Below are 22,125 nucleotides of genomic sequence, written 5' to 3' on the forward strand. Positions count from 1 at the left end.
TATCGACCGGGAACCTCTTAATTAAGCGGTCATCAAGCTGTTCGAAGCTACCTTCTCGATCACGATTTGAGAACGCTGCGACCAAACCGAAAGCACGCTTCTCATCGGCGAGCTGCCGAAGACTTACTCAGGTAAAATCCATAGAATCGAGCTTCGCTAGCGCGAAGCCACACAAGCGAATAGCTAACGCTCAACCGCTTACGTTGTCCGTTGATGGAGAAGCTCGTTACATTCCGCGAATATTACAAAAAAACGTTGCTCCGCCGAACGATGCAAACGTTCAGTCGGAACAACGGATTTTTGATTAAGACACTCTACGCTAACTCTCTTGCTCCTCGTTACCGCCAATTTAACATCGTTTCGTTAATTACACGGAGCAGATTTGTTATTTGAGGGAAGCTATCTCTGTTATTTCTTCAGCATCCGTGTGAACGCTTTGCTCTTTTGCTTGGAAGCTAGCGATCACAGGAATCCCCCATGAAATAAAACAATCGGTTGTTCCTTCAACGTAAACCTTATCCTCCATACAGCGTTGATTAATGTTCTCTGAATCTTCCCGAAAACGTTCATCGAATTATTGCTTTACAAAATAAAATTGGTCAACATAAACCTCGGACACGTTGTTTGGGTTATCCCAAGGCATGATATAAACGACTTGACTGTTTGTCTGGGATGGCGTGAAGCTGCCGATCTTCACCGTATGCCAGAACATATTCTCCAATCCACTTGCTGCTACGGTCGTTTCTGCTACCGGATACGTGCCGGTTGTCAGATCATATACCCCGAAGGAAAAGGCCGTGCCGGACGGCTGGAACGGATGCTCTGCTCCGTATCCGTCTACGTAAGTATCCTTTGCGTATTTTACCTTGACCACGGCATACAAATCATAGGTTGCGCCTGGCACAAGCTGCGTTTTATCCCAGAACCACTGGATGTTCCAGGTTCTAGAGTTCGTTACCGTATGCTTCGCCGTCTTCCCGTTCGATGTCGAAAGATCCGTCACAAGCTTCGTCGCACCGTTATTAACGTGGAAGTCCGAGTCCTGGCCCGTATAGATGATTGCAGTGGAGCTCTTCGTCAGCTTGAGTAGTTTGCCGTCTCCCGCCGCCAAATTTAGATTACTGATGATATAGCTGGTCGGGGTCGTCGTAAACGTAATATTGGCGTTGTTCAGTATATTGGTCATCGATACGATATTTTTACCAAGCTTGGCACGGTCAATCGTAACGGTCACATTCGCCGGGTTGATACAATCATGATTGACGATAACCAAGTAGTTGTCACCTGTCACAATATCCTCGTGAGTCGTGATGTCGGCGGTCGCGTAAGCCGAATTCCCGCCTCCGGACGCGGTAGCAACAGCACCGATCTTTCTCATGTTCTTAATTGTAGGCTTCAGCACAGCGAGCTCGCTAAATAAGGTTTGAACCGTTTCATAATCATCCGTATGGTTGTAATATTCGTCCACAATGCCGACCCAATCCACTTCCGTTTGATATACGAAATACGTGAAGCCCTTGGAGCCGTATCCGATCGCCTCGTAGGTCATGGCCCGAATTTCTGCAGCGGTCGGATTGCGAAGCCAGCCCGTTGTGTTGTTCGTCTGCAGGATCGTCCACATAGGCGCCGGGTCGTCAATGTGTTTGCGGATCTGCAGAGAAGAGAAGTCCATATACTGCTCAAAGGAAAATCCGGGATATTTGTATATATTTCTAAAATCCCCGATCGCACTGCCTTCCCCTACGCCATACGGATCGATACTCAGCACCTGTGGTCTCTCCACGCCGTAATGCAGCGGCACTCGGTCCAAGCCAACGTAGGTCATCAGGACCGGACGTGTAGGATCCGCCGTTTCCAATAAACGCTTCATATCCTTTAAGTTATCCGCAAGCCGATAATCGTTGGCCGGCTCATCATACAGATAATAGCCATAAAGAGCGCTGCTGTCGCGTACGGGATCGATAATAGATTGAGCTTGAGCGTACATCGCAATCTCATCGTTGTACAATGTTTCGTTGAATAACAAGTAGCTGTCCGGCAGGCCGACGATTCGCAGATTGTTCGCTTCAGCTTGCTGCAAAGTCTCTTCGTAGACGCCAATCGGCTTCGCATGCCAATTCGCCAAGAAAACTGTATCTGCACCCATACCGTTAATATCGCTGAATGTGGTTCCCAGATACGTTGCCGCGTCCGTCAAGTTATAGGGAATTTCCCCCGCTTCATAGAAGATGCCAAGGGGCATTTCGTCCTGAACCGCACTTTGCGGAGGCGTTAGTGCAACGCCTGCAATAACCTCGACATTGGTCCTCAGCAGCTCCGTCGCCCCGGAGCTGACCTTCATCGTATACAAGCCGTTAGCCACCGTCTGTCCACTACCGTTCTTCCCATCCCAGACGATCTTGTGCGTCCCGGACTGCGTTACGTTGCTTGCGAGCGTCCGAACCGTGGACTGGCTGCCATGGCTATATACAGTCACGGTGACGTTCTGAGCGGAGGGCAGCGTGTACGTTATTTCGGTGGAGTCATTGAGCCCGTCACCATTGCCCGGCGACAGCTTATACGGATAGGCATGGATCGGCTTAACCGCGCTTTCGTCCACCGGTACCTGAGACAACGTCACTCGGTCCACCTTAAAGGAAGGGAAGCTCGCCGCATTGTTGACCGGGAAGAAGCAAACGCGGACATCGTGACTAGGGTCGATCATAATTGGCGGCGTCTTCCATTGCGGGTAGTAGACAACTTTGTCAGAAGAGGTCGACGTCACCGTTGTAGGATTGACCAGATACGTACTCGTCGTAAGGTCATAGACTAGATAGCCGAACATCTCGCCAGCAGACGTATTCCAGTCCGTTCGCTCCGGTTTCACTTGCATGGATACCGTATACGACTTGCCGGCTTCAATCATGGAGCCGTCGATCTTGGCCTGAATGTTCCAGCCTCCTCCTGTACCGTTCGCCATGCGCACCGCCGTGTTGTTCACCGCCATGGGTTCGGTTACGGAAGCGGCATCATTAAAGAGGTAGAAGAACTGATCTTCAATCGTGTAGTCCTGATACTCCCTGAAGACGAAGGCATCTACATAAATATCCGACACTTGCGAAGTATTGGCGGTTCCTCCGACATAGAAGCTCAACCAGTTCACCGACGCGTTTGGCTTGAACGTGCCCAGCTTGACCTCCTTCCAGACGTTATCCTGGGTGGCCGATGCGGCAATCGTCTTCTCCGGCAAGACGGCGCTGCCGTCCGTTATATCGTAGACGCCCAGCTTATACGCTTGCCCAGACGGATTCGCCACGGCATGCTCGACTTTAACCTTGGCGTAGACATCGTACAAAACGCCCGGTTTCAAAGCAGAGAAATCCCATTGCATGTATTGAATGTTCCAACCTGTGTTATCGTTGGCCATATGTGCCGAAAACAGATCCGACGCCGTTCCATCCGCCACGGTATGCGCTCCGTTGAAGTAGGTGAACGCATGGTCTTGAATCGACACATCCTGCGCGTGAACGGCTGTTTTGCTTAATAGCAGACCTCCCAATAAGATCGTGAAGACGGCAAATCCTTTTCCGATTCCCTTCATTCTCCACATTCCTTTCTCTAGGCGATTAGTTGTTCCGAGAACTCTCGTATATCTCGGCCGCTTTCGTCAAATTGTCCATCCAGTAATCGATGGCTTTCTGGGCGTCCATCTTGCTGAGCTCCTCCATCATAATCGCTTGCTGCGCCTCGTAATCTTCATCCGTCTTCGCATAGATCAGCTTTGGCGCCATGCGCACCAAGTAGTCCGTCACGTTTGTTTCGATCCGCTTGATGTCATCCGGCATATCTTGGTCCATGCCGAGCTCGTTGTCCATGTCGTAATAAATGAGTCCAATCTCTCCCGCTTCCACCCGCTTCTGAACCAGCTCACCTGGATACGCAACCGCATAATGGCTCGCATAGTCCTTATCCAGCTCCGTCATCTGCGATTTCCAGAAATCGAGAGTCAGCGTGAAGTTGAATGGCACATTATATTGCGGGTCTACATAGCCGTCGACAAAGCCCGCTAGATTCCAATACAACCCGATCCCCGTATTCATCTGGAAGTTCGGATCATTCCTCTGGGCATCGATTGTCTCTTGCTTCCACTGGGGTTTGCCATCCGTTATGTCCCAATGCTCGCCTTGCATACCGTTCAGGATCAGCCTCGAGCCTTCCGCCGACTGTAAGTAGCTGATAAGCTCCATAGCCCGCTCCGGGTATTTGCAGTTTTTCGAGATCAAGAACAGCCGGTTAGAGAAACCGTTCGAGCCGAATTCGCCTGCATAGACCGTCTGACCCTTTGGCACCGGCATCGGCATCCAGCCGGAGACCTGATCCATCTTCGCCAACTCTGCGTTTGCTTCGTTTACGCCAGCCCATTGCCACTGCGAGAACAATACGCGATGGCTCTTTACTTTCTCCGTGAAGTTATCATATTTCTGCGTGAAAGAATCGGGATCGAGCACGCCTAGCTGATTGGCTTGGCGGTAAAATTTTGTACCGTTCCAGTACGCGTTGTCGGGATTCAGAATGCCGCCGCCCGGCATATAGGTATCGGCATCCAGATAGACGAACAGATTGTTCCGATTCATTCGGTTGAAGAACCGATCGAACAGCTCGTAAGGCACGAGTCCCCAATCAAACAACGGCGCCAGCCCATATACCTTTTGCCCTTGCTCGTTCTCTGGATGTTTTTTCTGCATCTCGACCAGCATGTTCAGGAAGGCGTCTATGTCGTCGATCTGGGGGTAACCCAGCTCTTTGTAATAGTCCCACCGAATGTTGTAGGCAGGAGAACCGTATTTGAACTGAGGCACGACTTGGCTCGCAATGCCGGGAATGGCGTACAGCTTGCCCGTGCCGTTGCTGAAATACTTGCGGCTGTTTTCGATTTTTTGCGGCGATTCCTGTAAGATACTGGATCCATGCTCCTCCAGCAGATCGTCCATCGGAATGACTTGATTGCCTTCGATCAGCGGCTTCAAATATTTCTGAGGATTCTGGAGCACCACAATATCGGGAAGATCGCCCCCAGCCAGCATGGCGTTAAATTTCTTGTCGTCCGTCTGTGTATCCAGCATAAGCGTGACCCCGGTTTTTCTCTGAATTTCCTTCATGACGGGATCCGATTGCTCGCCGGCGGCCAATGTAGCGGTGAATAACGTATTGTCGCTTGTAAGCTGCAGCGTGACCGGCTTTGCGCTGACGTCTCCTCCTTCACCTTTCGTGTTGCCGTTCGTACAGCCCGATAATACGAGACATGCGGTCACTACCAGCGCAATAGTTGTTTGTTTGATCTTTTTCCCCTTCATCTCATTTCTTCCTCCAATCATCGGTTGTAATCGTCTATCCCTTTATCGAACCTAACATAATACCCTTCACAAAATACTTCTGCATCAACGGATAGATAAAGAGAATCGGTGCCGTGACGATCATTGTAATCGCCATTTTGACAGTTTGCGGCGTTATGGCGTTCTCTCCAAGCCTGTTGCTGTTGCCGAGCAAACGCCGTGTCGTTTCACTCGCCAGCGCCTCCGATTGCTTCAAATACTGCAGCAGCGTAAGCTGCAAGGTTTGAAGGTTCGGGTCATTAACCAGGAACAAATTGTCCATCCATGCATTCCATTGATTGACCGCATTAAACACGGTAACCGTGGCCACGATCGGAAGCGATACCGGAAAGATAACCCGGACAAAAATAGTAAAGTAGCCCGCACCCTCCATCATCGCCGCCTCCTCCAGCGCTGCCGGTATTTGTTCAATAAATGTTTTCATCAATATAACGAAAAAACCGATAATGACTGACGGCAGAATGTACAGGAGAAAGTTGTTCTTTAATCCCAGCGTCTTCATCGTCATGTACCAAGGGATGAGCCCCGCATGGAGATAGAGCGTCACTACGACGAGGCGATAGGCTGTCTTCCGCAGCGGCATTTCCTTCTTGGTGACAATATAAGAAAACAACGCGCAGCTGAACACGGTGACGACTGTACCGATGACCGCCCTCGATAGTGAGACGCCAAATGCCGACAGAATCGCCTCCTGAGTCAACATTTCTTTGTACACCGTCAGATTAAAGCCTTGAGGGATTAGATACACCCCCTTTGCAGCCGCCATAGGATCGCTTATGGAATTAATCAGAATGTAATAAAAAGGATAGATGCAGCATAAGGAAAACAGCGCAAAAAAGATGTAGTTCCCAATCACAAACACTTTGTCAATGATCTGCTCTCGCATCGTTGACACCTGCATCGCCGCCGGTTTCATATAATGCTCTCCCCCCTTATTCGTTTAGCGATCCAGTTAACCACAAACAATATGGTGACGCTGACGATTGTTTTGAACATGCCGAGGACCGTCGAATACGAGAAATCATTGCTCTGCAGCCCTACTTTATATACGTAATAATCGATGACCTCCAGCTTGTCTGCTACTAACGCGTTGTAAAAGACATAAAACTGCTCGAAGCCATTGTTCAGCATGTTGCTCACATTCAGCAGCAGCAATACGATAAACGTTGACGAGATACCCGGTACCGTGATATGCCATATCGTGCGGAACCTCCCCGCTCCGTCTACTTTGGCCGCATCATAGAGCTCAGGATCAATACCCGCAATCGCGGCCAAATAAATAATCGCGCCCCAACCAAGTCCCTTCCAGAGTCCGATCATCGTCTGGAAAGCCCAGGCGATGCTGCTCTCCCCCAGAAAGTTGAATGGAAGTTCCAGCAGCCCGAGAGCGGTCAAAGCTTTGTTGACAACGCCGTCCGATACGGCGAAGAAGACATAAAATACGGAATAGACGAGTACCCAGCTAATAAAATTAGGAAGCGTGGTAGTGGTCTGCACCCATTTCCTAAATCGTTTTCCGTTCATCTCGTTCAGCAGAATCGCAAACACGACGTACAGCGGCGAAACCAGAATGTTTAACAAACTAAGTGCAAGCGAGTTCTCAAGCACGCGTACGAGGTTACTCCCCTGTTCTACAAAAGCAATCTTAAAGTACTTCATCCCTACAAATTCAGACTGCATCAGGGGAATGCCCGGCTTGTAATCGAAGAACGCATAGACCCATCCGAACAAAGGAACATAATAAAACAGGATGACTAGAAACAGGAAAGGCAGTGCCATAAGAAAAAGCTTTAAGCTGTATTTCCGTTTCTTATTACGCATTCGGATTGCCGGTTTTGTACGTATTACCACTTTCATTCGTTCGACTCAGCCCCCTTTCATTCTTGCTGCTATCACAGCATAACAAAGGAAAAGCAGCCGAAAAATGTCCTTATCTCCGAAAAGATGCTTCTTTCTCCGGAGAAAGCCACATAAATCGACTGCCTGTGAATTTATGATCCCCTTCTCATGAATCAGTGCCTAAATCTCGGATATCGGGATGCGCAGCTCCGTCTGGATGCCTCCTGATTGAGAATGCTGGATCAGAAGTCCGGGGGAATCTGGGAAGATAAGCCGGATTCTACGGTGAACGTTGCGCAGTCCAATTCCGAAGGCAGAATCTTCCCTATTCTCTTCTTCCCCAGGCGTCTCCCCACACATCCATTGCTGGATGTCCAGCAGTCTCTCTTCCGTCATTCCTTGCCCGTCATCCACCACGCGGATAGAGAGAGAATCGTGAACCTTCTCCGCTTCTATCCGAATAAGCCCAGCATAACCGCTGCGCTCGAAACCATGAAGCACGGCATTCTCGATCAAGGGCTGAAGGACAAACCGCGGAACGGGAACGGCTCGCACCTCAGGGGAAACCTCAAATTCGACGACGATACCTTCTCCATATCTGTAATTCATAATTTGAATGTAATGGACAGCATAATCCAATTCCTCGGCAAGGGGGCATAATTGCCCTTGCTTCTTAAAGATCGGCTGCAGCAGGCTCCCCAGCGCTCCGATGCTCTTCATAATGTTGTCCGCCTTGTGCATAACCGCCATCCATTTAATCGTATTAAGCGTATTAAACAGAAAATGGGGGTTGATTTGCGCTTGCAGCATCTGGATCTCCATCCTTCGCTTATGGTTCTCCGCGATTCGGTTCTGTTCGATCAGCACCTTGATGCCGGCCGACATGCGGTTGAACCCTAAACTGAGACGTCCAAACTCATTCTGATCTGTCTCTTGCAGCATAACATCTAGCTTGCCCTTCTCGATCATGGACATCGCTTCCATTAGCCTTTGCATAGGTCGAGTTATTTTCCTAATCCAGATCGAGGACAGAAAGGAAGCGGCAATAAAGCTGAGAATCAGAATGCCGATAAGCTGATAGCGAAGCTGGAACAAATCCCGGATGTACCCGCTGACCGGGACGGCTTTCACCATCGTCCAATCCGTATCGGCCAGCTTATAGTAGACGACTTGCTCTTCGTTATATCGGAGACTCCCGCTTGCAGGCTCCGCGTTCGCACGTTCGCATGCGTCGCTTTGCGTTCTTAGCAGACTCTTGTCGGCATGGGAGATAATTCGCGAGCTGGCGTCACACAGATAGAGCTGCTCTGGCTCCGCAGATTTGCCGTTATTATATAAGGAAAAGAGCTTTTCCTCCTTCACGTTGATGATGAGCGTCGCCGAAGGCTTGCTCTGATACAACGATTTCATCGCCCGTGCCGCCGTAACGATGCCGCTCAATCGCCCCTCGGACTCATGCATGGTCCTGCCGAATTCTTCATTCCGCTTCGAGCCATCCCATACGAGTGTCGGAAGATCGTTATCATGGTTCACGCTAATAACACGTTCATGCAGTGCTGAGGAGTAGAAGGGCTCCCGCTTAGCGGGATCGTGGAGCAGCTTCGTTTTATTCTCTGTGGTGCCAATTACTCTACCGTCTTCGGCAAAAAGATAGATGGATCGGACATAATCATGGCCCTCTATCGAATCATGCAAGTGCTCTAATATATCCCTGTGGAGTATAATTTGGTCCGAAAGCTCCTCCCCATCCTCCCTATCCAGAAATTTCTGGATGTCCGGGTCGATCAGCAGTTGTTTGGTCAGCTTGTCCACGTCATTGCGCAGGCTGATCAGCGCGTCGCTTGCTTGCGCCATGTATTGAGTGGAGGATTCATTCGTACGTTTGGCTAGAATATCCATAACGCCTGTATACGTCATAACGGCGCTCATCGCCAGTATGATGAATGTGATCAGCATAAAGGTTAGTCTAAGCTGCACGCGCAAGCTTCGACTGTAGCCGAACGAACGGATTCTATTATTCTTCATCCTCGGCATCCTCCGCACTATCGTCTGTCCATCCTCTGCGGAATTCGCGAATGCTCAGACCCGCATAACGCTTGAACACCCTGCTGAAATGACTGTGGCTGGCAAATCCGATCCGTTCTCCCACCTCGTACGCCCTGAGTCCGCCGGTCAAGAACAGCTCCTTTGCTTTCTCAATGCGGAAACGCATCACATAATCCACGAAATTCATGTCCATCTCTTTCTTAAACAATGTGCTGAGATAATTGGCATTCATGAGCACGTTCTCCGCCGCCTCTTGCAGGGTAATGCTATCCGCATACTTCTCCTCCACGAACCGCAGCACGGAGGCGATGGCTGGGCTTGTCTGTTTACGACGTCGAAGCTTTCGTAGCAGCTCTTGAACAAACTCCTCGTATCGCCCTATCAATGCATCTAACGTTCTTGCCTTGGATAATTCCGCTGCATAGAACGTACAACGCTCCGAAATCTCATCATCGGCTAGCCGTAGCGTGACGATAGGACCGTGAAGAAGCCGTGCAAACAACACGAGCAAATCCTTTCTCTCACAGCTTGAATACGCTTTCAAATATCGTTCCAACACACCCTTGCACACCAAGCTATATGGAAGCCCCGTCCCCTCCCAGATCGCAGCAACCCTCTGCAGCTTATCGGCGGTCTCCGCGGTCAATGCTTCGGATTGCCGTTCACTGTGTACATACATTCTTCCAAGACCACCCACGAAGCTTCTATTCAGCGCTTTCCGGCTTTCTTCGTAGAGCAACTTAAGCTTGTCGTATCCATCCTGCTTGCCGCTGGCTCCGAACGTTGCTGTTATGTCAAAATAGACAGACATAACTTTCCGTACATGCCCCACGATTCTTCCTAGCACTTCCTCCGCTTCTCTCTCTCCCGAGAGCTCCGCAAAGCTAAAGATCAGAACGTATCTATTATCCGAGTCGTGGAATACCTCGCAGCAATCATAGGATTTAAGCACCTCTTCCAACACATTTAACAGGGACAACCGAATGAGCGATCCACGGCTGTCCTTGAACTTCTCTTGAAGACGTTCATAAGGATCGAGCTCCATCGCGCAAATCATTAGGCGGCGTGCAGATAAGGACAGCTTCATGCCAACTGCCTTGCGAGCGAACTCGCCTGAGGTGTAGCGCTGTAGAAACAGGAAATCCTTCAGTAAGCTTTCCTTGGCGGAAGCCTCGTCCGGCAAGGGAAGCTCGGCATGAGAGGGCTGCTTTGCAAGCTCCTCTCGCAGCTTGACAAGCACGGCCTCCATCTCTTCCGTAGACATACTTAGCTTGACGAGATAACCGCTGACATCGAGGGTAACCGCTTCTCTCGCCAGATGAAATTCTTCCAGGCAGGTCAGAATAACGATACGTGTCGTCGGATTCACGGACCTGATCTTGCCAATCAGCTCCATCCCTCCCATGATCGGCATCTTCAAATCTGTAATCAGCACATCCGGAGCTGCCCTCTGGAACTGATCCCAAGCCTCGGCCCCATTAGCCAAGTCGGCGACGACTTGCATGCCGAATTTGCCCCAATCGACGGAATGCTTTAACCCAAGACGAACCAGCATTTCATCTTCCACGATCATGACGTTATACATACGGATCCCCCATCCTGCGATGTAACATGCGGTTTTTGCCGCAAATATGGAATCAAGTGTAGCATCGTTGTTCATATTTGCCAATTCATAGACACCTTGTCAAACAAGCCAAAAGAGCACAAGAGGATCATCCATTATGGCTTGGTTGACCTCCTCGTGCTCCTTTCCCTATAAAGTTGTAGTCGGTTCGTGCTTATAAGCTATTCCAATGCCCGAAGAATTAATACAACAGCTTCAGCTCTTGTTGCTGACGCGCTCGGAGCAAAGAGATTGCCCTTTCTACCAGTCAACAGTCCCTCGCGAGCTAAAGCATGAATCCCTTCTCTCCCCCACTCCGGGATATCCTGATCATCGACAAATGAGGTTGCGCCGCCAGTGCTCGGAGCTAGAGCCAGCGCCCTTGCCACAATGACGGCCATCTCTGCTCGGCTAATGGTTTGGTTCGGACGGAAAGCGTTATCCTCATAGCCTTGAATCCAGCCCAATTGTACGGCAGCAGCGATCGATTCCCTCGCCCACTCCCCAATTTGATTGTGATCCGCGAACGTCACTGCAGCGTGCTCGGTCGTTTCCGGTTGCAAAGCTCCAATGAGCAGCTTCACAAATTCTGCCCGAGTTACCTTGCCTTCTGGACGGAACGTACCGTCCGGATATCCGGTCACGAAGCCAAGCTCACTCGCTTGCGCAATGAGGCGCTCAGCCCAGTGCCCATGCAGATCAGTAAAGCTTGCAGGAATTGTTGCATCAGCTACTGCGAACACCGCAAATTTGGTAAAATGATCCACGGTCGCTTCTACCATATTGCCTTCTGCTACGGTACCGCCAACTTCAACCCATGTCTTGGCGTCCTCATCATAGTAGAAGATGGCTGGTCTGCTGTTACCTACAACATCAGGATCAAAAGCCATTCGAATGGTAACAGGTTTATTAAAATTGCCGCTTACCGTCTTCAACACTTCATAAATACGACTTGCCAGAGGATTGGATGAGTCAGCAATCAGTACATCTGCATCTGTTACTTCGGTAATCGTAATGGTTGCTGCATGATCCAAAGCGCCGATTGGAACATACATCTGAATCAGCTGCTTCAGATGGACTTGGCCAGCTTGGCCAGCCGGTATCGTCACTGTACCTTCCAGTGTCGGGGCTGTATTCGGATTCGTTGGCCATTCGGTTGGCGGATTCTCAGAACCTGGCTCGCTTGGCAGTATTGGATTAGCTAGCTTCAGAGCCAAACGCTTCAACTCATCGCCTGTTAAAGCACGATCGTAAATACGCAAATCATCGATATATCCGTGTAGATTCAAGCTGGTGTCTTCTAATGAAGCGCCCACGATTATCGCTCCACTTGCTTCAGCTAAATTCCCAACAGCACTTGACGAAGCAACCCGTTCTCCATTGATATATAGTTCCAGCGCGTTCGCTTGGTCGTATACGACTGCAATATGACGCCAGCCCAATGCGTTAACTACAGGACCTGTTAGTCTATGCCATTCTCCGCTCTCCGCTTGCACGCTTACATTCAGGCGTCCATCTTCGATGGCTATGGACAGTTGCTCGCTCGACATAATGATCTGATCTCTGAACTCCTGCGGATTCATCCATAATGACCAAGTGAATGTTTCGTTATCCAAGCTGAATTCGTCCTGGGATTGTACATAATTAACTACACCGTCGAAGAAGAGACCGCTTGAACCGTATTTGGCCCCTGAATCAAAGGCGACCGCCCACGGCACAAATTCTGTTAGTTCGCCGTTCACATATCGAATAATATTGCCTGTGTGGCCGTTGCCTGACCAATCATAGACATTGACGCCTGCGCTTTCATCGAAGGACCAATGCATGGTCAGCCCGTCGCTAACCTGAGCCGCGCCTGTAGCTACAAAGCTTATATCATCAACCCATACGGTTCCTGGCACCATGCGCGCATCCAGATACAAGGAGACATTGCTAGATGTGACAACAGACGGCGTTGTAAATTTCACATGCACCCTGGTCCATTCCTTCGTGCCATAGATAGGCTGCGTTATATTTTTATAAGCAGCCGGCCCTGTGACAACCGTACGAAGCAGCGCACCTGAGCCTCTTACATCATCCGTTTTGATCCATGCGCTTAATTCATATTCCCTGTTCGGCTGTAAGGTCACATCTTGCCATAGAACTACCTCGTCAATTACGCCAGACAGTTTCAGCGACGAGTCTCCTGTACGGTATACCGTTTGATCCAGAGTCGCTGTAATATTTGAACCGATATTCCAGTTTGTTGGGCTGTTATTGCTCCACGCTTCAAAGGATGCATTCTGAATCATATTATCCGTGCCATTAACCATTATTTCAATTGGCTCTGAAGTGGTTTCCAGCCCTTTGATTGTTGTCGCTACTGCCGTTATCGAATAGCTTCCCGAACGATTCACCGTCCAATTCGCGATATAAGGAACCGCTGTCGACGAACCTATTTCATCTCCGTTGGCGTAATAGGTTACTTTGGCAATTCCTTCAGGAGCACCGGCCTCTGCTCTGAATCCAAGCTGATCGCCCACATTTAACGTGATGCCAGACTCCACACTCGTAATCTTCACCGTAGGCTCCGTGAAGGAATGTGACGGAATAACTTCGAACATTCTACCGTCTCCAGGCCGCACATCAATCTCCGATTCCCCTATTGTGAATATTTCATCCGTTTCCAAATCCTTTAATTGTCCTTCAAATTGCTTGGATTCAATCGTGAGCAACTGATTGGACAATACGTCCGTATTGACGGCAACCACATACTGCCTGTCGCCATTCTTCTCTACCAATGTACTGATATAGGGCTTAGCAGAACCTGTAGCCGTTGCCGTGAAACGATCCTCATCTTTCTTAGTGCTCAAGAGGGTCTCGCGCAGCGGGTTCAATCTGCCGGTAAGGTCCTCTACCTCGGAGAACAACACTTCATTGTCGCTCAAGCCCGTCCAACCCGAATCCAGCTGTGAACCGTATACAAACCAGAATATACCCGTAGCACCCTCGCCAATTGCTAACCATTGCTGCTCGCGAACCTCAGCAGGGAGCGGCTCGCGTAAGGAAAACCGGCCTGAGTTATAAGCATGGGTCTGTAAAATCATCCAGAGCGGCGTATCTTCTGCTTTTTCCTTAATCACTTCACGCGTGTAGCTGATAAAATCCCAACCGCCATACCCATAAGCATTCATCGAAAAATCGCCTTCAGGATTAATTTTGGCCGCCGGATAGACATCAACAATATAAATATCCGGATTTAGCGCCGCAGCCATGGGCCCTGCGCGATCAAAACCAATAAGGGGGGTAGAGACTTTAATGTGAGGAGCGAGCTCATGAATAATTTCTGCTGCATTCACATGCTTCTCCAGCGTATACAGCTCTGGTTCATCCGAAATGTTAATGCCTTTCACGCTTGGATGGTCCTGGAGCAACTCGACGACAGGAGTGACAAGATCTCTTGCGGCATTCAAGTCGCCTGCCGCATTCTTATCATGCAACCAAGGATACCAATCAACATGTGCGCCAAAAAACACATCAAATCCATATTTATCGGATACTTCCAGCATTTCCGAATCACGTTCAGCGCTAGCGTTGGATAACATAATTGCATTAAGACCTCTGGACTGAAGGTCATTAATGATCGCCTTGAATTCCCCTTTTTTGCCGCGAATCAAGTTAGCATCCTCAAACACGCCGATCGGGAAGTCGCTTGGATCGGGCTTTACAATATCCTCTGGATAGAACGGCGGGACCTCCTCCGATTCTCCCTCGATTGTAAAGTTCTTAATCTTCTGCCCATATGCCGTCGGAGAAGTCATCATGAAACCTGCCGTTTGGATATTCAGAGGCGCGTCGCCCACCTTCAGCGAGTTCACATAAAGAACGTCATCGATCCATAATGAAGCCGTGTTACTATTCGCGTTATATAGCAGCTTGACGTTAGTATAATTATTCACATCAATATCTGCCGTTCCTGATGCCAATAACTTATTCGATCCCTCTGAGTATATTTGATAATACCCCGAGGCATTTAGTAATACCCATAGCTGACCTGTAAACCAGAGGTAATTCAAGTCACTAGCATATCCCAATGCAATCCAACCTGCAGGCATATCACCTATTTGGATATCATAGGAAATACTCGTCATAGGGTTTATTGGCGTATAGGCCACTTGCGCCAACGGGTAATGATTACTCCCGCCATCCTTGCTCGTAATATAGCTGTCAGTCGAGTCTCCGGCAAATACAAATTCAGGAGACGCTTCCCACCATCGTCCATCCATCAAAGTGTCCAGATAATTCAGTTTTTTTCCTTCCGCACGGTTCGTATCGTTCATTGCGAGATCATCAAACACCTCGATTGGCAGCTCCGACAACTTTGCTTCTCCACGCACGGCAAAGTTGGAGAAATTCTGCCCGCCATCACTTGCGGTACAGATCATAAAACCTGCGTACAGAATCTCGCCATCCAAATCTCCTACTTCAACATGATCCGCGTATTTTATCCCATTGACCCATAAGGTTATCGTACCTGCTACACGATTGTAGGCCAGCTTTACATGTGTTGGATTCCCCGCAGCGGATACTACGGCATCTCCGCCTGCTATCATGACTACCCCATTCTTATAAATCCGATATGTTCCGTTATTATTAATATTCGCCCACAGCGCTCCCACGCCAGCGGTCCAGAACTCGCCCGCAGCCGATGCATAACCAATTGCCGACCAATCCTCCGAACCTAATACGATATCGGCTTCAACACTTGTCGCATCACCTGCTGGCTGGTAAGGTACGAATGCTGTAGGATATCCTCCCGCATTGCTGGTCACATATTGTTTGCCCGCAGTTTCTGCGAATACAAGCTGGGAACTAGCTGCCCACTGCTCTGCAGCTATAGGCGTAAATTGTCCATTTAAGGAACTGCCCAGTGATCGATTGGAATCAGCAGCGGACAAATCATCTGCTATAGCAAGCGATTGTTGCTCTTCTCCGCGAATGACTACATTCTTGATTCGTTGTTCGGAGGCAGTAGGATAAGTAATCATAAATCCAGCATAGTTGATCTCTCCTACTTCTCCTATCTGAAGATCCGTCTCTACTTCTACTCCATTAATCCATAATGACGCGGTTTCCGTCGCCTTATTATATTGCAGTTTCACATTCGTATAGTCCGTTCCGCTAGATACAACTGCTTGCCCGGTAACGACCAAGTCCATACCGTTCTTATACATTTGATAGGTACCCGTCGGAGCGACATATACCCACATCTGACCCGTTGTCCATAAATAATTATTTTCGCTGCTGTAGCCTATCGCTACCCAACTCGAGTTCTGCAGCACAATATCCGCTTCTATATTGGTTTCAACTGACGGATTATATGGAACATACGCATAAGGATGATCTACTCCGTCACTTGTAATATAGCTATCCGAGCTATTCATCTCATCTTGAGCAAATCGTAATCCGCTAACAGAACGCCACACTTTATCTCCGATAGACGTCGTCTTGCTGCTCAAAGCACTCCCTGCCGTTCGATCGTCGCCATTAATAGCTAGCGCATCTGCAACTGCAACTGGAGGGTACTCTACAGACATAAGAGGTTGCGCCGCTGCATAAAGGGGCAAAATGGAAAATACCATTAGTAATGCAATGAATGCGCTTAAAATTTTTTTAGTAAACAAATTGACTCCTCCTTCTTCATGCTCAACCTGATCTTGCTGACATCCATCGATTCATAAATCCTTCCTTACATCCCTCACTTTCATTTGAATAAAAGCTTGAATTTGGTAGCCAGGCTTTAAGAAACCGAGTCATTATGAAGTGCAGCGATTTGACTCTACTAAAGAGTACATTCGGGGAAGCAGGAAGTCTTTATAGCAGATACTCTTCATAAGCAAATGAATGGGCGGGGAGTCAGCATTAGGACTACAGCGAGCAAGCTCGTTTTGTACGAAATTAATATTCCTGTTTTTTCTGGCTATGAGATGCTTGTATGTTGCGCATGTTTTGAGATAAAAAAAGGAATCCCGCCCTATTACTAGGGTGAGACTCCTTCTTTTTCGGTCCATAGTTGGACTTGCCTTGCCTACTCTTGCTCCGTAATCTTCGGAGCTTCCACATCTTAGTTGACTTTCACGGCAGTTCCTTCCCAATGCATCGATACACAACGGTCATCTCATACCCGGCAGGTGCTTCCACGCTGATCTTGACCGCAGATGGCGCAGAGATGATCGCCTGTAATTGGCCATCGCCTTCTTCGCGCCACGATACATCGATCCGTTCTCCGCTTGGCAAAGGTACGGACCCAGACGCAAATCGCAGCCCGCAAGGCTGCGGCGCGAATTTCACTTCGCTCCATCCAGGGGTCAAGCCTTGTATGCCCAGGACATACACGCCTAGGAAATAAGCCGGTCCTGCCGACCATGCGTGGCAATGACTCCTCGTGAGCAGCTTAGGGTCTGAGAAAAATCCGCTCCACGGATACATCTCCCAGCAAGCGCTCGCTCCGTTGTCCACCATAACCCCATAATTTCGCTGCAAATCCTGCATTAACAAATCATATCGTCCCATTTTTGCTAACGCCTCATAATGGAAGAACGACATAAACGGACTGCCTACTTTCACGAACGATTGCGGAGCGTCCACCAAATAACTTTCTGCCGTTTCCTTCCTAGACCCTTGGGCAATGTCGCATAAGCAAGCCACAATATGTGTCTGCACGCTCAACGTCTCGGAGTAGCTGCCATCGCTTCGAATACAATCGACATATGCCGATCGCTCATCATCCCACAAATATTGATTGATAGATTGTCGGAGAGCCTGAGCACATTCGTTCAGAGACATCGCCTTGGCGGACTCTCCGACAATCCGAGCGATCTCGGCTGCGTGTGTAAGCGCTCTGACCAGGAACATATTCTGAGGTGTCACGATGCCGGTCGCGGGCTGCTCAAACGGTGCCCAGTCAAGCAAATTCCAGCCGTTAAATTCAAACAAACCTTGCTCGTTCCGCTCCTGCCAATACGCATGCATCGTACGCTCCACATGCGGCCATATATCGTTCAGAAACTTCTTATCCCCAGCGTATTCGTAATACTCTAGACAAGCTGTCACCCAGAAGAAGGTCCAGTTCGGGATGACACTATTCCACCCGCTCGGCAATTGATCCATATAAAATGGCGTATTGTCACCAGAGCCGGGTACAAGCTTCAGGCATCGCTCCACGATCTCTTTGGCCCCGAACGTATAGTAATTAACTAGTGCCTCATTACGCGCATCCCCCACCCAATAAGCTTGCTCGTAGGCAGGACAATCCACGAATGTATCCTCCATACAAAGCCGGGTCGTCTCCCGGCTGATTCGCCATATTTCGTTCAACTTCGTGTCGCTGCTCAGGAATTGGCCGACGTTGGCAACGGGATAGTTGCTTTGAATCATCTGGACCGAATATAGACGAACAGGACGATCCGCTCCTCTTACCGTCAATGTTAGATAACGAAGTCCGCGACGAATGACAGATTGATAGGACTGACGTCCTTCCCGGCATCTGTACCTCAGCGTATTATCGAGCGAATACGTATGTTGCCGCCAGCCGTCCCGTATATATTCGAGCCCATACAAATCAATGATCGTTCCTTCGGAAGCGTCGAGTTCGAATGTGATGTATCCCGATAACTCCCTGCCCATATCGATGACAAGCTCCGTATCCCTGTCCGGAAAGACTGGCAATAACGCCGCATCGAGCCCCGCTGTAACGGCGAAAGTTGCGGATTGCGGCATAGGTTGCGGCTTATTCTCGATCTGCCAGACGTGAGCTGCAAACACATCATTGCGATTAATATAGACCGGCTCTATTACCTTGAACCAACTTACAAATTCAATAAGCTCAGCGGCCGAAGCAGCCTCGCGGATGGCCAGATAGTCCGGGTGTGCTCGATTAAGCTCTCGTGATGGTCGATAGTCAATAATCGTAAGCGCATCGAATGGACCGATCAGCGTGAACTCCGATTCTCCTTGCTCTGCCCCAGCATCATCAGTCTTAATCGGCTGCAAGGAGAAAGGAGATGCGCAGTCAATCCCGATGTGGAAACCGTGTCCATGACTCATGCCCGATACGTCGAGCAGAAGGATGTGGGAGCCCGCTTCCAGTCGCAACGTCCATTGGCGCTCTAGCGTTACTTGTGCGGGGAGTTCATCCGGAATGCAGAACTTTCCATCTATCCATAACTCTGGTTTTATTCTCCCTCCATCGGGAAGTCCGATGATGATGTCGGACGAAGTTTCTAATTGAAGCTCCGCCGCCAAATAACCACAGAACTGAATATTGTTCGAATGATCTCCGCTGTCTGGAGACATAAGCGCATACAAATCAATGACAACGCCCCACTTTGGCGCAAGAACAGCGCTAATCGATTCTACTCTAGACGGGTAGATGGGCTCTTCGGTCAGGAACGGGATATCGCGAGGTACCAAAGCTCCCCAGGGTTCCACGCCCGCCTCGCCGATCACCGTTGCAGCTTCCCAGGCTGAATCATCGTATCCGGCACTTACCCATCTCTCATCCCACAATCTGGCATCTACAATTTCTGTAAACCCCATCTGACAGGATATCCGCGACGAATTCGTATCATAGCCTTGATGAACGGCTGTTTTCCAGGAGTGATCGGTTGTGACTCCACCATCTTCCACATCGCCGTTTGGATAGTCCAATTGAAGCAAGAGACCGCCGCGCGCTCTAACGTATTGGAACGTAGAAATACCATAATGCAGCACGAGCACCGCAATTACATTCTCCTTGCCCGGCTCTAGCAAATGCCCAATCTCATATTCGTCATACGACCAAGAAGTCGTCCATGAGCGAACAGGTCCTCGACCAGCCTGCTTTCCATTCACATAGAGCACATAACGAGAGTCTGCGCTTATTCTCAGTTTTGCTTGACCAACCTCCTCTAGGGGCTGGAACGATTTGCGAAAGCATCTCCATTCATTTCTCGGACTTGACTCGTTCCCTCCCCATATCCAATTTGCATGCCAATCTAGACGTTCAACGATTCGGTCCATGAGTATCCGCTCCCATAAAGACAATAATTTATCAATCTTTTTACGAACAACTTCATTATACTAATGGGTATAGGTAAAAGAAGGGACATTCCGGACCAACTATAGGGATAAAACGGACATTAGCTTTTCTATCGGAGGGAGATATCTTGAATCATATTGTGCTAGTGACCAACGAAACCTATCTGGGTACGAAGAGGCCTGTCTTCATTAATTTGGTCTCCGAATCCTTCCGGCTGGAGCAGCATCGACATGAATTTATCGAGATTTGTTATGTCAGCGAGGGCAAAGGATTTCATTATATAGAAGATGAAACGATTCCCGTCTCGAAGGGAGACCTGTTCTATTTGCCAGCAGGCGTATCCCATGTTTTTCGTCCCTCCAATCCCAGCGATGGGAGATTGATTGTTTATAATTGCTTGATTAGCGAAAGCTTAGCAGAGCGCATAAGCCACTCCTTTGAGAATGCGTCTGCTCTGCAACAATTGCTCCTGCACCCTTTTCCCGATCAAGCTTGGTTGTACGCCCATGACCGCGAGGGTATATTCGAGCCTATCTTCCATAATATGTTCGGCGAATTCCAACGACAACGCGACCATTATCTCTCACTTATCCATTCGGATATTATGCGGCTTCTCATTCATATGGAGCGTCTGATCAAACTATCCTCTCATTCGTCTGAGACAAACGATACGGAAAAGAGATCGGTCGATGATCAGATTCATCTCATTGCCGAGAAGCTCCGGACGCCGAATGATGCCCATGCCCCAGGCTGCTTAACTGAACAAGCTGCGGCAGTCGGATTAAGTGAACGCCACTTCCGCAGGCGATTTAAAGCTTGTACGGGTATGACTTATATCGAATATGTGAGGCGTTATCGGATCGAACGAAGCTGCGAATTGTTACGTACAACAACCGACAAAATATCATCGATTGCACAGCAAGTCGGATACGAAGATCTCGCATTCTTCAATCGGATATTCAAAAAATTAACAGGCACAACCCCTCATGTTTATCGAAAAACACACATCCCTGTCAGTCATTATGACTCCGAAACTTTGAAAATGTGAATAATGTACAAATCACGATGTTTGTTGCCTGCATATCGCCCTTCCTCGTCCTTGCTTCTGGGATGTTAGGCGTATCCGGTACAAAGACTTTCTGACCACCCGACGGTACACTTTACTTAAGTTCCATAATTAATGATGGATACATTACGTAAAGGGTGGGTGTCATGAAAGCATTACAAATTACAGGAGTAGAGACTTATCAAATTATTGATCTCCCTGCGCCGGATCCGCATGAGGATCAAGTCACTGTGCGAATCGAGATGACATCTACATGTCCAAGATGGGATATCAATATGTTGGGCGGCAAAGATATGTTCGACGCTGCGCTCGCGCCGGACTACCCCCTTCCGCCCGGTTTTCCCGGACATGAGATCGCAGGTACAGTCGTCTTCGCAGGCTCCAAGGTTACACAACTGTCCATTGGTGACCGGGTAGCCTCGCTGGAGCATCTTCAAGGAAATGGCGGTTATGCAGAATACCTGAACTTCCGCGAGCATGAGCTGATCAAGCTGCCGGCTGAAATCGAATGGAAGCAAGCCGTTTCATTCGAATTGCTGAAATGCGTCTTGATCGGGCTGCTCCAGTTCGGAGACTTAAACGGTAAGACCATGCTGGTATCCGGTCTCGGACCTGCCGGCATGCTAGCGCTTCAAGCGGCCAGGCTTATGGGTGCTAGCCAAGTAACTGCGGTGGATATCAATAGAGAACGTATTAATCTCGTTAATGAGCTTGGTATAGGATCAGCCATCCACGTAGAAGAGCTAGGCGACCAACGCTTCGATCTAGGTTATGATTGTGTCGGTGCATCGCCTTCGGTTCAGAGTCTTCTGGGTCATATTAATGATCATCTCGTCATCTTTGGCGTACTTAAGGGCGATGTACGATATAACGAGAAACTATGGTTCAAAGGAACCAAGCTTGAATCATATCGTTACCGCAGCTTTACCGAGCAAGACCAAGCCTTGCTCCTTGATCTAGTTGTGAATAAGGGATTAAACACGAATTGTCTTCAGACCCATCATGTCCCCTTCTACCGCTACAATGAAGCAATCGATCTGCTCAGGAGTCAACAAGCCATTAAGGTATTTGCATATCCGCCAACCGATTTCACGGAATCGCAATAGGGTAAATGATTTCTCATAAATACAGCTGTAGAAAA

10 protein-coding genes are annotated in these 22,125 nt (G+C 49.0%); 2 read left to right on the top strand and 8 right to left on the bottom strand.

Annotated elements, in window-relative coordinates; translation table 11 throughout:
• Positions 1 to 574 precede the first annotated feature (574 nt).
• The 8 genes from ACX1C1_RS02370 to ACX1C1_RS02405 all read right to left on the bottom strand — a co-directional run bounded on the left by ACX1C1_RS02370 (position 575) and on the right by ACX1C1_RS02405 (position 19,899).
• Positions 575 to 3,580, bottom strand: a complete 3,006-nt coding sequence (locus ACX1C1_RS02370; protein WP_458955595.1) for a FlgD immunoglobulin-like domain containing protein — start codon at positions 3,578 to 3,580, stop codon at positions 575 to 577.
• Between the two features lie 25 nt (positions 3,581 to 3,605).
• Positions 3,606 to 5,333, bottom strand: a complete 1,728-nt coding sequence (locus ACX1C1_RS02375; protein WP_458955596.1) for an extracellular solute-binding protein — start codon at positions 5,331 to 5,333, stop codon at positions 3,606 to 3,608.
• A 34-nt stretch (positions 5,334 to 5,367) separates the two neighbouring features.
• Positions 5,368 to 6,288: a carbohydrate ABC transporter permease gene (locus ACX1C1_RS02380; protein ID WP_458955597.1), complete on the bottom strand. Its 921-nt coding sequence runs from the start codon at positions 6,286 to 6,288 to the stop codon at positions 5,368 to 5,370.
• Positions 6,285 to 7,229 (bottom strand): ABC transporter permease, encoded by a 945-nt coding sequence (locus ACX1C1_RS02385; RefSeq protein ID WP_458955598.1) that lies wholly within the window; start codon positions 7,227 to 7,229, stop codon positions 6,285 to 6,287. The genes ACX1C1_RS02380 and ACX1C1_RS02385 overlap by 4 nt, the downstream gene beginning before the upstream one ends.
• Before the next feature lie 162 nt (positions 7,230 to 7,391).
• Entirely contained in the window at positions 7,392 to 9,236 is a 1,845-nt protein-coding gene (locus ACX1C1_RS02390; RefSeq protein ID WP_458955599.1) for a cache domain-containing sensor histidine kinase, read from the bottom strand.
• Entirely contained in the window at positions 9,226 to 10,917 is a 1,692-nt protein-coding gene (locus ACX1C1_RS02395; protein WP_458957577.1) for a response regulator transcription factor, read from the bottom strand. Before ACX1C1_RS02395 ends, ACX1C1_RS02390 begins: the two co-directional genes overlap by 11 nt.
• Positions 10,918 to 11,042: 125 nt before the next feature.
• The gene (locus ACX1C1_RS02400) at positions 11,043 to 16,523 is read right to left on the bottom strand and encodes an S-layer homology domain-containing protein (protein ID WP_458955600.1); all 5,481 of its coding nucleotides are present in this window, start codon (positions 16,521 to 16,523) and stop codon (positions 11,043 to 11,045) included.
• 451 nt (positions 16,524 to 16,974) lie between these two features.
• Positions 16,975 to 19,899, bottom strand: a complete 2,925-nt coding sequence (locus tag ACX1C1_RS02405) for a family 78 glycoside hydrolase catalytic domain (RefSeq protein WP_458955601.1) — start codon at positions 19,897 to 19,899, stop codon at positions 16,975 to 16,977.
• Between the two features lie 146 nt (positions 19,900 to 20,045).
• Between ACX1C1_RS02405 and ACX1C1_RS02410 the strand changes: the two genes are divergently transcribed.
• Together ACX1C1_RS02410 and ACX1C1_RS02415 are read left to right on the top strand one after the other, a co-directional pair.
• Positions 20,046 to 20,966 (top strand): helix-turn-helix transcriptional regulator, encoded by a 921-nt coding sequence (locus ACX1C1_RS02410; protein WP_458955602.1) that lies wholly within the window; start codon positions 20,046 to 20,048, stop codon positions 20,964 to 20,966.
• A gap of 164 nt (positions 20,967 to 21,130) precedes the next feature.
• Entirely contained in the window at positions 21,131 to 22,090 is a 960-nt protein-coding gene (locus tag ACX1C1_RS02415; RefSeq protein ID WP_458955603.1) for a zinc-dependent alcohol dehydrogenase, read from the top strand.
• Positions 22,091 to 22,125: the final 35 nt, after the last annotated feature.

The sequence above is a fragment of the Paenibacillus sp. strain BS8-2 genome (assembly GCF_054483835.1).

Bases quoted from the DNA above. Each gene is read 5' to 3' on its own strand.
- ACX1C1_RS02370 (WP_458955595.1), bottom strand. From the start codon at position 3,580: ATGAAGGGAATCGGAAAAGGATTTGCCGTCTTCACGATCTTATTGGGA.
- ACX1C1_RS02375 (WP_458955596.1), bottom strand. From the start codon at position 5,333: ATGAAGGGGAAAAAGATCAAACAAACAACTATTGCGCTGGTAGTGACC.
- ACX1C1_RS02380 (WP_458955597.1), bottom strand. From the start codon at position 6,288: ATGAAACCGGCGGCGATGCAGGTGTCAACGATGCGAGAGCAGATCATT.
- ACX1C1_RS02385 (WP_458955598.1), bottom strand. From the start codon at position 7,229: ATGAAAGTGGTAATACGTACAAAACCGGCAATCCGAATGCGTAATAAG.
- ACX1C1_RS02390 (WP_458955599.1), bottom strand. From the start codon at position 9,236: ATGAAGAATAATAGAATCCGTTCGTTCGGCTACAGTCGAAGCTTGCGC.
- ACX1C1_RS02395 (WP_458957577.1), bottom strand. From the start codon at position 10,917: ATGAACAACGATGCTACACTTGATTCCATATTTGCGGCAAAAACCGCA.
- ACX1C1_RS02405 (WP_458955601.1), bottom strand. From the start codon at position 19,899: ATGGACCGAATCGTTGAACGTCTAGATTGGCATGCAAATTGGATATGG.
- ACX1C1_RS02415 (WP_458955603.1), top strand. From the start codon at position 21,131: ATGAAAGCATTACAAATTACAGGAGTAGAGACTTATCAAATTATTGAT.